Origin of the sequence: Shewanella sediminis HAW-EB3 (genome assembly GCF_000018025.1) — a bacterium.
Classification (GTDB): domain Bacteria; phylum Pseudomonadota; class Gammaproteobacteria; order Enterobacterales; family Shewanellaceae; genus Shewanella; species Shewanella sediminis.
In genome coordinates this window covers 207,728-221,420 of sequence record NC_009831.1, presented here as the reverse complement: position 1 = coordinate 221,420, position 13,693 = coordinate 207,728, and the positions used below count along the sequence as shown (strand labels likewise).

The following is a 13,693-nucleotide window of genomic DNA, read 5'->3' as shown; positions in this document are numbered from 1 at the left end:
GTGAGGAGATTGAGCTATAAAATTAATAGGGTCTGGGGTTGGGAGAGAGTATTCCCGTCCCTATCGCCAGCAATATGATCAACACAGCGACGACAGAAAAGATAACCCTGCGCCCCAAAAATTGACTCATCGGCGTTTCAGAGTCTCCCTTAACTAACAAGAATAGGGCTTTGGCTAAATTAAAAACAATGAATAGCAGTAACAGCACTAAGACTAATTTGAAAACAAATAATGTATTCACTCGTTATCCTCAACTGTATCTGGTGGGTTCAAGAGCCTTGCTTATTATTATCACTGTGAGTCTGTTTCTCTTTTTGGTCAAGTTAGGATTCTGGCAACTGTCTCGCGCCGAAGAAAAAGAGTTATGGCAGACCCAATTGACGACACGTCAAGCTGCCGACTCACTCTCTTATGCAGAGCTACTATCACTACCTGAAGCAGAGTCACTAACGGGATACCGACTCACAGTAACTGCACAGCCGCTCGCTGAGCAGGTTTTTCTACTCGATAATCAGGTCTTTAATGGCAGGGTTGGTTACTTAGCACTGCAACTTATGGAGGTCACTCCCGATCGACCTTGGTTGCTGGTTGAGTTAGGTTTTATACCCGCAACCGCAAACAGGGAAAGCTTACCCGCAATAAAGCCAATAACAATGAGTCAGAGCCTTACCGGGCGGCTATATCAGAAACAGAGTAACCCGATGAGCAGCGCACTCATGGCCGAACCGGGTTGGCCAAAACGCATTCAGAATCTTAATGTCGGCGAAATGCGTGATTTGGTCAATCGTCCCATAGCCGCAGCTGTACTTCAGCCCGAAACAATTAAGGGCATTGACTTGCCTCATCCCTGGAAACCGATCCCGCTGTCGGCTCAAAAACACAGGGGCTATGCGCTACAGTGGTTTTCGATGGCTTTCGCATTCGCGATATTAGTCCTATTCTTTATTTACAGCAGAAAACGAAGAAAGAACAGATAGATGGCAACAATAAGCAACACAGTTAATTCGAATGATTATCAATCAATTCATGGTTGCCAATGGAAACGAGAACAAGTAGGTTAGGATTTAAGCGATAAAAATAACAATGTCGCTTCCTAGCCGTCTCGGGAAACAATTAGCATTCCTTATTATGGGCCCGATCACGGGGCTTAATATGGGGCCTAACCAGAGGAGAGAGTATGAACTCCCCCAAGAAGAGCGGTGCCAAACCACTGATAATTTTATTATTGGTCTTTTTACTTCCTGTTGTCGCCGCAAAAATTGTACTTAGCATGAATCTCTATCATGGTGGTGCGACCAATAAAGGTGAACTGCTCTCCCCCGAAACCAGTTATGCCAGCTTGGCAATGGAAAATCCCAGACCCCATGAATGGCAGATTCTTTATCTGCTCCCCAGCGATTGTGACGCCTTGTGCCTGGATCGTCTCTATATCCTCAAGCAGAGCCATATTGCACTGGGCAGAGAACAAAACAGGGTTCACACCATGATTTTACTCACCGAAAGCAGCGATATCTCGGCACTAAAACTTCACTCTTTCGAAACAGTTAAAGCCAGCACCGCAATGATAAACATACTCAACGACCAGCAGATGGTCATTGTTGACCCTCTGGGAAGTTTAGTCATGCGTTACTCGAAGGTCTCAGGTCGAGCCAAACAGATCCTGCAGGGTAAATCCTTAGTTTCAGACTTAAGAAAAATGCTTAAGTTATCGAGGGTCGGGTAATGAAAAACCTGTCCCATTTTTTAAAAGTCACCATCGTTTTTACTCTCTGCGTTATTCTGATGGGAGCCTATACAAGGCTTTCCGATGCGGGGCTGGGTTGTCCGGACTGGCCCGGCTGTTACGGCATGATCAAAGTCCCAAGCCAAGATCACGAGTTGGCTCTGGCATTAGATTCATTTCCGGAGCATAAAGTTGAACAGGAGAAAGCTTGGCTCGAGATGATCCACAGATATATCGCCGGCACACTCGGGTTGTTAGTGCTCATGATCTTGTTTATCTGCCTTAAAAACAGAGAAACACCCAAGAAACTGCCAACATTCATAGCTCTGCTTATCTTGTTTCAGGCAGCTTTGGGAATGTGGACGGTCACGATGAAGTTAATGCCTGTGGTTGTCATGTCCCACCTTATTGGTGGCTTCACGTTAATATCGCTCTTGCTCCTGCTCTATTTACGAACAAAACCCTTAAGGATCCCGGGGGGAGATCATAGTGCAAGAAAATTGGCTCCCCTTGCAACTGCAGCATTAAGCGTACTGATGCTACAGATAATTCTCGGTGGCTGGACCTCATCGAACTATGCCGCACTGGCCTGCACTTCTTTACCTATCTGCGAGGGAGACTGGTATAACAAATTACGTTTTATTCAGGCGTTCACTCCTTTCCAGGGAACCCATGACAGCTATGAGTTTGGGGTACTGGATTACGCCTCCCGAATGACAATCCATGTCACTCATAGATTCGGCGCCTTAGTGACAGCAGCAGTATTGCTGTGGTTAGCCTATAAATTACATACACAGTCTCAATCATCACAGTTAAAACGGTCCGCCCAATTGTTATTTCTACTGGTCTGTCTGCAAGTCGGACTGGGGATCAGTAATGTTGTATTGCACCTGCCATTGGGGATCGCCGTATCCCACAATGCAGGTGCCGTGTTCTTGCTCATGAATCTCGTTTTTATTAACTATTGCTTATGGCGCAAAGCCTGATTATCCCAAATCAGGTAGGTACTCGAGCATGACCAAAGTAATCAATTTAAGGCTGACAGCCTAAGCAAGGAGTAAGCATGGCCAAACAACTTTCGATTCCATCTGCAACATCTGGCAGCAAGAGTCACTCCCTTGCATGGCGGCCATACTATGAAATGACAAAACCTAAGGTCGTTGCTCTCATGCTGCTTACTGTTTTAGTGGGCATGTGTCTCGCCGTCCCGGGCAGCGTACCTCTTCAACCATTAGTCATTGGCATGATTGGAATTGGAATGATGGCTGGAGCGGCCGCAGCGTTTAATCATCTCATCGATCGCAAAATTGATGGATTAATGGCGCGCACTTATAACCGACCGCTTCCCAAAGGAAGGGTGTCCATCCCTAAGGCTCTCACCTTTGCAATCTCTCTGGCGGCCTTAGGTTTTGTTTTGCTCTACACTCTGGTCAATGAGCTCACCGCTTGGCTGACCTTTGCGAGTTTGATCGGCTACGCCCTCGTTTATACCGCCTATCTTAAGCGGGCGACGCCGCAAAACATTGTTGTAGGTGGTTTAGCAGGTGCAATGCCACCTCTGCTAGGCTGGACCTCTGTGACCGGAGAGTTTCACGGTCATGCGCTGTTACTGGTCATTATTATTTTTGCCTGGACCCCCCCCCACTTCTGGGCCCTGGCGATCCATAGAAAGGCTGAGTACGCGAAAGTCGATATCCCAATGCTTCCGGTCACCCACGGAACTGAGTTTACCAAAACCTGCATCTTGCTCTACACAGTGCTTCTGGCTATCGCTTGCCTCTTACCCGTGCTGGTCGGTATGTGCGGCCCCGTCTATTTAGTCGGTTCAACCCTGCTAAGTTGTGGCTTTATCTATAAGGCGTGGGAGCTAAAATTTGATGATAAACCGGGTCTGGCAATGCAGGTCTTTCGCTTCTCGATTTATCACCTGATGTTACTCTTCCTCGTTCTTTTAGTAGACCATTACCTATGGGTATAACTCAGAGGTTCGAATACCTTTTAATCAAGCTTAAGCATTGGGAAAACGTAGGCGATGAATAAACGTTTAACTCGGGTTGTTGCAGCGCTTCTGGCTGTTGTCATAGTAGGTCTGGGAAGCTTCACCGCGCTTCAATTTCAATCGATGAGTGAAGAGGTGAGCCAGATAGAGTTATCCAATAGCTTTGTCTACCCTACCCCCAAAAGACTGCCGCAATTTAAGCTGATGGAGCAACATGGCACCTCTTTCACTAATGCTGACTTAAAGGGTAAGTGGAGCCTGTTTTTCATAGGCTATACCTCTTGTCCCGATGTTTGCCCGACCACTATGGCCAAACTCACAGCGGCTTATCCCGAACTGTTGGAGTCCGCCGATATACAGGTGATTTTTCTCTCCGTCGATCCCCAAAGAGACACGCAAGATAAGCTATTAAACTATATGGATTTCTTTAACCCCAAATTCATCGCGTTAACGGGAGACCACACACAGCTATTCCCTCTAACCCGAAGCCTGGGCTTCGTATATGCCATGGTCGGAGATGGAGAAAACTATCAAATCGATCATAGTGCATCGATGGCACTTATCTCACCCGAAGGAGAGAATATAGCCATCATTAAGCCTAAGTCTTCAACTCCCGGTACACTCCCTCAAATAACGTCACAAGCCCTCATCTCAGACATTCATCAAATCATACAAAGAAAAAATGGGTGAAACCCAATAAATACATCTGGATATCATACATTTGACTTTAGCTTCATCTGCGACTAACGAGAAATATTTCCTAACACCAATGTTATAAAAAAACATTAACCAAAAGAGGAAATCCCCTTATTTGACGACTATCTTTTGATATTGCAGGGACGAGCAATGTTATTCAAAGGAAAATCAGATGACGGATCAAACCATTAAATTAGATTCAGAATTAACCATTAGAAATATTCAGCCCATATTTGCGCGACTTTCTGAGCTATTAACACACGATAAATTACTCCATATAGACGTCAGTCAACTATCCCGTGTCGATACAGCTGGTGCTCAACTCCTTTATCTATTTTCCCAAACATGCAATGCACGCTCCCTAAAGGTTGAATGGCAAGGGGGTCAGCCGGAGCTAAGATCTAACTTAAAAAGCTTAGGTATCGTCATCCCGGAACTTCAGAGTGATACACAGGAGAAGATGCTATGAAGAGAATATTAGCAGTCGACGACTCAGCATCGATGCGCCAAATGGTGGGCTTTACACTTAAAACCGCAGGGTTTGATGTGACTGAGGCGAGTAATGGCGACGAAGCATTAAAAGTCGCTCAGAAGGGAGAGTATGATCTTGTCATCTCCGATGTAAACATGCCCGTCATGGATGGACTCACCCTCATTCGGAACCTACGTACACTACCCGCCTATAAATTTACTCCGTTATTAATGCTGACCACAGAGTCAGGAACAGACAAGAAACAGGAAGGTCGTTCAGCTGGTGCCACTGGCTGGATTGTAAAACCCTTCAATCCGGATCAACTTCTAGCAACTGTCCGGAAAGTACTGGGTTAGTCAGAATAAAATTCGTCAAATGGATATAACGGGTGGCAATTAAATATGGAAATCGATCTCAGCCAATTTAGCCAGGTTTTTTTCGAGGAAAGCCTGGAAGGCCTAGAAAGCATGGAGTCTGAGTTACTCAAGCTTGATGTCAACGAGCCGGAAGATGAATCTATCAACACGATTTTCAGAGCTGCACATTCTATAAAAGGAGGCAGCGCCACATTCGGTTTCTCTCAAGTCGCGAACTACACACACCTGCTCGAAACTCTGCTCGATGAGATAAGAGATGGTCGTCGCCAGATGACGAGTGAACACCAAGACATGCTTCTTCTCTCGGTGGATCTGTTGCGTAACATGATCGATGCCCTGATGCGCAAAACAGACTTCGATGACCCGTTATTATCTCAACTTGAAAAACGGTTTACTTCGGAGCTAGAGGGGGCCGCGGAAGACATTCAAGATGAGGATGCTACACAAGCCGATGCTGAACAGGCACCCGATGAGCAACTCTGGCATATAGATTTTCAGGCCGGAATAGATATTCTGCGATGCGGGAACGATCCCCTGCTCATGTTCACAGAACTAAGACAGCTGGGTGAACTCACCGTTAAGTTAGCCGAGATAAATCACCCGGATTTTGGCGATATAGACCCGGAAGCCTGTTACCTCAGTTGGCACCTTGAACTCATCACGGATCAAAAAATTGAACGTCTGAAAGAGGTATTTGAATGGGTCGAAGATGAGTGCACGATTCACTACAGTTCATCGGTCATAGATACCGGGGAGACAAGAGAGCTCCAAGGCACTTCCGAATCACCTCAGGCTTCTCCAGTGCCTGAATCAACTCAGGCATCAACTTCGACATCAGATAGCCTACCCGCTGAGGTGGTTAAGCCCAAAATCGTTTCGCAAGCAAAATCTCCCGAGGGTGGCTCCATTCGAGTCAGCATAGAGAAAATTGATCTACTCATAAATATGGTCGGAGAGCTGGTCATTACCCAGGCGATGTTAGGTCAGATAGGTCAACAAGATGAGATCGATGAGGAATCATTACTATCCATGAAACAAGGGTTAGAGCAACTCGCCTCACATACCCGGGACCTTCAAGAAAGCGTCATGCAGATCAGAATGTTACCCATCAGCTTTGCCTTCAATCGCTTCCCCAGACTCGTTAGAGATATTGGTCAGCAATTAGGCAAAAAGGTCGATTTAATCCTTAATGGGGAAGACACCGAGCTGGATAAAACGGTAATGGAGAAAATTGTCGACCCTATGGTACATCTGGTTAGAAACTCACTGGATCATGGTCTGGAAACACCTGAAATACGGGTCAGTAAAGGCAAGCCAGAAACGGGCAGCATTACGCTCAACGCTTTCCATCAAGGTGGCAATATCATTATCGAGATCATCGATGATGGTGCCGGGCTGGATACTGATAGGATACTTCAAAAAGCCAGAGATAAAGGCTTGGTTGCAGAAGATGAAGAGCTTAGTACAGAAGCGATTCATCAACTTATTTTCAAGGCTGGGTTCTCTACCGCTGATGCCGTCTCCGATCTATCCGGCAGAGGCGTTGGCATGGATGTCGTTCGCCGAAACATTAATGAACTCAACGGCACCATTGAACTTAAGTCGACTCAAGATAAAGGTAGCCGTTTCACCATACGTCTTCCGCTTACTCTGGCAATTCTCGACGGCCAGCTGGTAAGAATAGGTCATCACACCTATGTCGTACCACTCGTCTCAATTCATGAATCTTTGCAGGTAGAACCACAACGCATCAATCGTATCAGTGAGAACCATGAGCTGGTCAGGCTAAGAGATGAATACCTTCCGGTGATCAAAGTGTTTCAAGAGTTCGATCATGAAGCCGATGCCATCGAGATTAAAGATGGTCTGGTCATGGTCGTTGACTCCAATAATGAAAAAGTCGGCTTACTCGTCGATGAACTGTTATCCCAGCAACAGGTGGTTATCAAAAGTCTGGAAGACAACTATAGCAAGGTGCCCGGCGTTTCAGGAGCCACTATTCTTGGTGATGGAACCGTTGCTTTAATTATTGATATTTCTGGATTAGTTAGCCTGGCAGGCATCACTAATACCAATGAGCATGCAGCTTAAAAGCAAAAAGTTAATCCTCACGGTAAAACAAGGAAGACGGAGCTTGAAAATATGACAGAGCTAACCCAACAAGAGCAGGCCAATATGGATGATGCCAGTCAACAATATTTAACTTTCATCATGGCTAGCGAAGAATATGGTGTCGATATTCTTTCTGTACAAGAGATTAGAGGCTGGGAAGCGACGACAGTCATTCCAAACTCCCCCAGTCATGTGAAGGGTGTTATTAACCTCAGGGGGACCATAGTACCCATCATAGATCTGAGACAGAGGTTTGGTATTGAGACTCTCGAATATGGAGCCACAACCGTAGTCATAGTCGTTAAGGTTGCCATGTCTGATGAGCACAAAGTCATAGGTATTGTTGTCGATGCCGTTTCCGATGTGTTTAGTGTGAATGATGCCGATGTGCGCGATGCACCCGATTTTGGCGACGACACTAATCTGAGCTTTATAAAAGGGCTTACCAACGCCGCAGATAAGATGGTTATCTTACTGGACATTAATATGCTCCTCGGCAGTGAGGTTTTGCCTGAAGCATCTCAACTTTCTAATTTAATTAACAATATTGATGCCCAGCAGCCACAAGCTGTTAATGCATAAACTGGTATAACGAGGATCAACGAATGGAATCACAAAACTCCAACCTATCGAATGCAAACAGCTTACCCATTGCTGGTTTGGTTCTAATCCTTATTTCATTAGGATTACTATTTTCAGATCAGGCGACGAGCTGGGTTGTTGCAACTCAAATCATTGCCATCATGCTCATTGCCTCAGGGCTTGTGAAACATAACCAATCACAAAAATTAAGCGAACAGGCACTCAATGAGGTGAGCCGGGCTCTGGGGAGCAGAGAGAAAATAACGTTTTCAGATATTGATATTCCTAATTGGGAATTGCTCACCAATAAAATCGGGAATTTACATGAAAAACAACTGCAAAACGAAACGATTACCAAGGCGCTAGACGTCTGTAAGACCAACGTCATGATGGCTGATGTCGATTACAACATCACCTATATGAATGACTCAGTCAACGAAATGCTCTTAGAAAATGAGAAGACCCTTAAAACGGGTTTACCCAACTTCGATGCCAAAAATCTTATCGGTAAGAACATCGATATTTTTCATAAAAACCCTTCACATCAGAGAAGAATGCTCGACGGCTTAAATTCAAGCTACGAGGTTAACATTGAAGTAGCAGGCCTTAATTTCAATTTAATCGCCAGCCCCATATTTTTAAATGGTGTACGAACCGGCACCGTCGTCGAATGGCAAGATGTCACTGCAAAATTAGCAAAAGAGGCTAAGGAGCAGAGACTAGCCTCCGAAACGAGCCGCATCAAGCAAGCATTAGATGTCTGTAAAGCCAACGTCATGATGGCCGATGTCGACTACAACATCATCTATCTCAATGACTCGGTCAACGAGATGTTGGGAGATAATGAAAAGACACTTCAACAGAGTCTACCGAACTTCAATGTCAAAGAGCTTATCGGCAATAACATAGACATCTTCCATAAGAGCCCATCGCACCAAAGAAAAGTACTGGATAATTTAACCGGCAGCTATGAAGCCAGTATAAAAGTCGCAGGCCTGGATTTCACCTTGATAGCGACCCCGGTTTTCAATAACGGAGAGCGCACAGGTACCGTAGTTGAATGGCAAGATGTTACCGCTAAATTAGCTAAGGAAGCGGAAGATCTAAGACTCGCTTCGGAAAATGCTCGTATCAAGCAAGCACTCGATAATGTATCGGCAAATACCATGGTGGCAGATACAGATCTTAATATCATCTACATGAATAACGCCGTCGGGAACATGTTCAAAGCGGCGCAATCAGATATAGTGAAAGATCTGCCCAACTTCGATGCCAATAATCTTATCGGCGTAAATATCGATGGTTTCCATAAAAACCCCAGCCATCAACGTAACTTATTAGGCAGTTTATCGACAACCTATTCCAGCCAACTCAAGGTCGGCGGACGCACATTCAAAGTTGTGGCTAACCCAATCAAAGATGATAACGGAGAGAGCATAGGCACGGTAGTGGAATGGACAGACCGCACCGCAGAGGTTGCCATCGAACATGAGATCGACACCATTATCTCATCGGCGACGTCAGGAGACTTGAGTCATAGAGTTTCAATCGAAGGAAAAGAGGGATTCTTCCTTAACCTATCTAATGGATTAAATCGATTAGTTGGGATTGCTGACAATGTAATTTCAGATGTGGTCAACATGTTCGATGGACTCGCAAAGGGCGATCTAACCCGTCAGATCGATGGCGAATATGAAGGTCAATTTGAAAAACTGCAACAGGACGCAAACGCGACGGCTTCCAGGCTTACCGAAGTGATAGGTGGCATCAACGAATCTGCCAACACGGTGACCTCCGGGGCCGAAGAGATTGCACAGGGCAACGCGGATCTTAGTCAGCGAACCGAAGAGCAAGCCGCCTCACTGGAGGAGACAGCTTCAAGCATGGAAGAGATGACCGCAACCGTGACTCAAAGCGCTCAAAATGCAACGCTCGCCAATGAGTTGGCTCAGGAAGCCAATTCTAAAGCCGATCATGGCGGTAAGGTGGTTGAACAAGCCGTCACTGCAATGGAAGCCATCAATGACTCCAGCAAGCGGATATCTGACATCATAGGTGTCATCGATGAGATAGCCTTCCAGACCAACCTGCTGGCACTCAATGCGGCAGTCGAAGCGGCGCGAGCCGGTGAACAGGGTCGTGGTTTTGCCGTCGTCGCCGGAGAGGTCAGAAATCTGGCTCAACGCAGCGCCGGCGCCGCCAAAGAGATTAAGGAGCTGATACGCGACAGCGTAGGTAAGGTCACCGACGGAACTCAACTGGTTAACCAGTCGGGTGACACACTTCAGGATATTGTGCAGGCCGTGACTAAAGTGGCCGACATGATTAGCCAGATAAGCATAGCGTCAGAGCAACAATCTTCAGGCATTCAGGAAGTGAATAAGGCTATCTCCCAAATGGATGAGATGACTCAACAAAATGCGGCCTTGGTGGAGCAGGTATCAGCGGCAGGAGATGCCATGGCCGAACAGGCCCGCAACATGAAGAGTCAGCTCAGTTTCTTCCAGGCTAAAGAACAAACCAGTTCAGGAATAACATCGGCACCATTAGCACTCGTTTCGGGAGACACTCACGGAAACCTGAATATCAGCAGTGAAGAGTGGAACGAATTTTAGGAGACGAGGAATTGGAAATCATAGATGAAAAGGAGTTTTCTATGACACAGGCAGACTTTGATTTTATTCAAAGTCTTGCCTATGAAAAAACGGGAATCGTACTGCCGGAAAGGAAGAAACACATGGTGTACTCGAGACTCAGTCGACGATTACGCCATCTGAATTTAGGCAATTTTTCACAATACTGCTCCCATATTCAACGTACTCCGGACGAGATGATCAACTTTGTAAATGCTCTCACAACCAATTTGACCGCATTTTTCAGGGAGGAGCACCATTTCAAATACCTGGAGAGCAAGGTGATCCCCAAATGGAAGAAAAATAAGAACAGGCGCCTCAGGGTTTGGTCATCGGCCTGCTCTACCGGCGAGGAGCCTTACAGTATTGCCATGATATTGGAGCAACATTTTTCAGGGGTAGAGTGGGACCTTAAAGTTTTGGCAACGGATCTTGACACCGATGTGCTTAGCAAGGCCTCTATTGGCAGTTATGCCAGTGATTCCGTGACCAATTTACCCAGACGATATGCCGATAAATATGCGCGCCAGACTGACAATGGTCAAAAAGTTCAGATGCGTTCCAGCGTTCAGAAGATGATCCATTTTAAGCAACTAAACCTATTGGGAGAGTGGCCGATGAAGGGACCCTTTGACGTGATTTTTTGCAGAAATGTCCTCATCTATTTCGATAATGAGACTAAGAAAAAAATTATCGCCAGGTTCAGAAAGCTGCTCAGCCCGCAAGGTTACCTATTCATCGGACACTCGGAAACATTGACTCATATTTCTGAAGATTTTGATCTTATCGGGCAAACGATTTATAGACCGATAGGACACGGCGATAATAAGTTGCAACAGACGAAGCGTTCCGTTGCTAACCTCTAGGAATAAATTAGCTGCTATTGTTGCAGCGCGACACCTTTACTCTTTAGAATAGATTTCACCTCAGGTCAAAGATTGACCAAGTGCAGCGACAAGGATAGAGGTTATGATAAAAGTTTTAATCGTTGATGACTCTCCGCTGGTTAGGCAACTACTGACTCACCTGCTTAGTGACACCTCCGACATCAGTGTCGTTGGTGCCGCCGAAGATCCCTATGAAGCCAGAGAGCTGATAAAAAGATTTAACCCGGATGTGCTGACTCTGGATATTGAGATGCCTAAAATGGATGGAATAGCCTTCCTGCGCAATCTCATGAAGCTCAGACCCATGCCCGTTGTCATGATCTCGACTCTCACCGAAAAAGGGGCGGCTGTAACGCTGGAAGCACTGTCCATAGGTGCCGTTGACTTCATCTCTAAGCCTAAGTCAGATCTGACTAATAAACTGATGGAATATCGAGATGAGCTGATTGAAAAGGTACGCTTCGCAGCCAAGAGTAAAGTCCGTCCAACCTCCCCCATTCCAGCCCCCAAGCTCTGCACGTCACCGACAGGCTGTTCACAGAATCAGCTGATTGCGATTGGTGCCTCGACCGGTGGCACCGAAGCTATACAGCGTTTAATCTGCCAACTTCCCTCAGATGTTCCTCCCATCGTCATAGCACAGCATATCCCGGCCGCATTTAGTGCTTCATTTGCCAAACGATTGGACAGTCATGCCAGCATGAGAGTGATAGAAGCTCAGGGTGGAGAACTATTAAAGCCAGGAACTGCCTATATCGCTCCGGGAAGTGCTCACCTCATCATCGAGAAAAGAGGAGGCCTGCTTTATACCAGGCTCTTAGATAGTGAGCCGGTCAACAGGCATAAACCCTCTGTCGATGTGCTATTCGATAGTGTCGCCGAAACTGCCGGAAAATCGGCATTAGGCGTGATCCTTACCGGTATGGGGAAAGATGGGGCCAAAGGCTTGCTGAATATGAAACAGAGCGGCGCTTACACTCTGGCACAAGATGAGGCCAGCTCGGTGGTTTGGGGAATGCCGGGGGCAGCCGTAGAGCTGGATGCCAATTGTGAGGAGTTACATATAGACAGGATCCCGGCAAAGCTCCTGTCAGTCATGAAAAATGCCTCGCAAGCTTAGTGTTATACATGCTCAGGCTTTCACCGACTACTCCTTAATCCATGTTCCATCATCCTTGGCTCTCACCCAAGGTTGTGAAAACCAGTAGTAACCCGATCTGCTCTTGCTTGGCGCGGTGCAGTTATATCTGGATCGCCCAGCGGGTAGATCAAATTCGGCTCGAATACTGAATTCATTCGCACTCAACCATAACGGTTTTTTAGCTCCCTGCCCCTGTATGAAGCACATCATCTGGTGTGGATAGATATCCGACATATCCAACGTGACCCTTAATTCGGGACGCCACTGACCCATTTTCAACTCAGGATCACTATGGGTTTGTGATAAAACAGGCATATTCAAACTATGCAGCTTAACCTTTAAACTCGGCAGCTCGGCATAGACACCCGCAACCGGAAATCTCGGCAGAGCCGTTAAAGGGGAATAGGGGCCTGCAGCCCCAGACTGCTGGCCTAATCCGATAAAGCCATGCTGACTCAACATCGACTCTATCGCTTGATTGTACTCCCCATAGGGGTAGGCCAGCATCTTATGGCTTTGGCCCGTAGCTTTGCTTATCTCCTCCTCTGTATTAAGAATATTTTCCTCAATACGCGCCAGCCACTGATCCTGTGATTCACCTTCCAGTTGACGTATCAGGTGCTCGTGTCCCCAGCTGTGGTTAGCAATCTCAGCCCCCTCACGGGAGAGCCCGATGAGGTCGTCCCAACTCATCATGCCGCGATACCTTGCTTTAATCGGCTCGACCGAGACAAATACCGTGTAGGGGAATCCATATTCCTTTAAAATAGGGTGAGCCGTCTTAGCAATGCTTTGATAACCATCGTCAAACGTTATCACTACCGTTTTGGCCGGTAATTCCTGCTCACTTTTAATGGCATCGACCACTTGTGAAAGCGGCGTCACAACAAAATCATTATCGGCCAGATATTGCATCTGCTCGCTAAATTGAGCAGGGGTCACACTGGTGATAGCAGGCGTATCTTCAGATACATGGTGATATTGCAAAATCACTGCAGAGTGAACCGAAAAACCAAACATTGAGCAGCCAAGTAGTATTAGCAGCCTTATTACAGCAACTTTAAACATAAA

The 13,693-nt window shown here is 46.4% G+C and carries 14 protein-coding genes; 12 read left to right on the top strand and 2 right to left on the bottom strand.

Features of this window, described 5'->3' with window-relative positions; genetic code table 11:
• Positions 1-22 precede the first annotated feature (22 nt).
• Positions 23-241 (bottom strand): DUF2909 domain-containing protein, encoded by a 219-nt coding sequence (locus tag SSED_RS23820; protein ID WP_083758923.1) that lies wholly within the window; start codon positions 239-241, stop codon positions 23-25.
• On the opposite strand from SSED_RS23820, the gene SSED_RS00995 reads away from it, so the two are divergent.
• The 12 genes from SSED_RS00995 to SSED_RS00940 all read left to right on the top strand — a co-directional run bounded on the left by SSED_RS00995 (position 219) and on the right by SSED_RS00940 (position 12,601).
• Positions 219-977, top strand: a complete 759-nt coding sequence (locus tag SSED_RS00995; protein ID WP_012004332.1) for an SURF1 family protein — start codon at positions 219-221, stop codon at positions 975-977. The two genes, SSED_RS23820 and SSED_RS00995, sit on opposite strands and share 23 nt — an antisense overlap.
• Before the next feature lie 200 nt (positions 978-1,177).
• Positions 1,178-1,723 (top strand): redox-active disulfide-containing membrane protein, encoded by a 546-nt coding sequence (locus tag SSED_RS00990; protein ID WP_012004331.1) that lies wholly within the window; start codon positions 1,178-1,180, stop codon positions 1,721-1,723.
• Positions 1,723-2,709: a COX15/CtaA family protein gene (locus tag SSED_RS00985; RefSeq protein WP_012004330.1), complete on the top strand. Its 987-nt coding sequence runs from the start codon at positions 1,723-1,725 to the stop codon at positions 2,707-2,709. The genes SSED_RS00990 and SSED_RS00985 overlap by 1 nt, the downstream gene beginning before the upstream one ends.
• 77 nt (positions 2,710-2,786) lie before the next feature.
• Positions 2,787-3,701 carry a heme o synthase gene (gene cyoE / locus SSED_RS00980; protein ID WP_012004329.1) on the top strand — a complete coding sequence of 305 codons (915 nt, stop codon included), beginning with the start codon at positions 2,787-2,789 and terminating at the stop codon, positions 3,699-3,701.
• Between the two features lie 54 nt (positions 3,702-3,755).
• Positions 3,756-4,412 carry an SCO family protein gene (locus SSED_RS00975; RefSeq protein ID WP_012004328.1) on the top strand — a complete coding sequence of 219 codons (657 nt, stop codon included), beginning with the start codon at positions 3,756-3,758 and terminating at the stop codon, positions 4,410-4,412.
• 178 nt (positions 4,413-4,590) lie between these two features.
• Complete coding sequence (locus tag SSED_RS00970; protein WP_012004327.1) at positions 4,591-4,887, top strand: STAS domain-containing protein; 297 nt, start codon at positions 4,591-4,593, stop codon at positions 4,885-4,887.
• Positions 4,884-5,246, top strand: coding sequence for a response regulator (locus tag SSED_RS00965; RefSeq protein ID WP_012004326.1), 363 nt, complete (start codon positions 4,884-4,886; stop codon positions 5,244-5,246). Before SSED_RS00970 ends, SSED_RS00965 begins: the two co-directional genes overlap by 4 nt.
• A 45-nt stretch (positions 5,247-5,291) precedes the next feature.
• Entirely contained in the window at positions 5,292-7,358 is a 2,067-nt protein-coding gene (locus SSED_RS00960) for a chemotaxis protein CheA (protein ID WP_012004325.1), read from the top strand.
• Positions 7,359-7,409: 51 nt separating this feature from the next.
• Positions 7,410-7,961: a chemotaxis protein CheW gene (locus SSED_RS00955; RefSeq protein WP_012004324.1), complete on the top strand. Its 552-nt coding sequence runs from the start codon at positions 7,410-7,412 to the stop codon at positions 7,959-7,961.
• A gap of 23 nt (positions 7,962-7,984) precedes the next feature.
• On the top strand, positions 7,985-10,576 hold the full coding sequence (locus tag SSED_RS00950) for a methyl-accepting chemotaxis protein (protein WP_012004323.1): 2,592 nt from the start codon (positions 7,985-7,987) through the stop codon (positions 10,574-10,576).
• Between the two features lie 41 nt (positions 10,577-10,617).
• The gene (locus SSED_RS00945; RefSeq protein WP_012004322.1) at positions 10,618-11,460 is read left to right on the top strand and encodes a CheR family methyltransferase; all 843 of its coding nucleotides are present in this window, start codon (positions 10,618-10,620) and stop codon (positions 11,458-11,460) included.
• A 103-nt stretch (positions 11,461-11,563) separates the two neighbouring features.
• On the top strand, positions 11,564-12,601 hold the full coding sequence (locus SSED_RS00940; RefSeq protein ID WP_012004321.1) for a protein-glutamate methylesterase/protein-glutamine glutaminase: 1,038 nt from the start codon (positions 11,564-11,566) through the stop codon (positions 12,599-12,601).
• Positions 12,602-12,628: 27 nt separating this feature from the next.
• Here the strand turns inward: SSED_RS00940 and SSED_RS00935 are convergent, their stop codons facing one another.
• Entirely contained in the window at positions 12,629-13,690 is a 1,062-nt protein-coding gene (locus SSED_RS00935) for a polysaccharide deacetylase family protein (protein WP_012004320.1), read from the bottom strand.
• Positions 13,691-13,693: the final 3 nt, after the last annotated feature.

Bases quoted from the DNA above. Each gene is read 5' to 3' on its own strand.
- SSED_RS00990 (WP_012004331.1), top strand. From the start codon at position 1,178: ATGAACTCCCCCAAGAAGAGCGGTGCCAAACCACTGATAATTTTATTA.
- SSED_RS00985 (WP_012004330.1), top strand. From the start codon at position 1,723: ATGAAAAACCTGTCCCATTTTTTAAAAGTCACCATCGTTTTTACTCTC.
- cyoE (WP_012004329.1), top strand. From the start codon at position 2,787: ATGGCCAAACAACTTTCGATTCCATCTGCAACATCTGGCAGCAAGAGT.
- SSED_RS00975 (WP_012004328.1), top strand. From the start codon at position 3,756: ATGAATAAACGTTTAACTCGGGTTGTTGCAGCGCTTCTGGCTGTTGTC.
- SSED_RS00970 (WP_012004327.1), top strand. From the start codon at position 4,591: ATGACGGATCAAACCATTAAATTAGATTCAGAATTAACCATTAGAAAT.
- SSED_RS00965 (WP_012004326.1), top strand. From the start codon at position 4,884: ATGAAGAGAATATTAGCAGTCGACGACTCAGCATCGATGCGCCAAATG.
- SSED_RS00960 (WP_012004325.1), top strand. From the start codon at position 5,292: ATGGAAATCGATCTCAGCCAATTTAGCCAGGTTTTTTTCGAGGAAAGC.
- SSED_RS00955 (WP_012004324.1), top strand. From the start codon at position 7,410: ATGACAGAGCTAACCCAACAAGAGCAGGCCAATATGGATGATGCCAGT.
- SSED_RS00950 (WP_012004323.1), top strand. From the start codon at position 7,985: ATGGAATCACAAAACTCCAACCTATCGAATGCAAACAGCTTACCCATT.
- SSED_RS00945 (WP_012004322.1), top strand. From the start codon at position 10,618: ATGACACAGGCAGACTTTGATTTTATTCAAAGTCTTGCCTATGAAAAA.
- SSED_RS00940 (WP_012004321.1), top strand. From the start codon at position 11,564: ATGATAAAAGTTTTAATCGTTGATGACTCTCCGCTGGTTAGGCAACTA.
- SSED_RS00935 (WP_012004320.1), bottom strand. From the start codon at position 13,690: ATGTTTAAAGTTGCTGTAATAAGGCTGCTAATACTACTTGGCTGCTCA.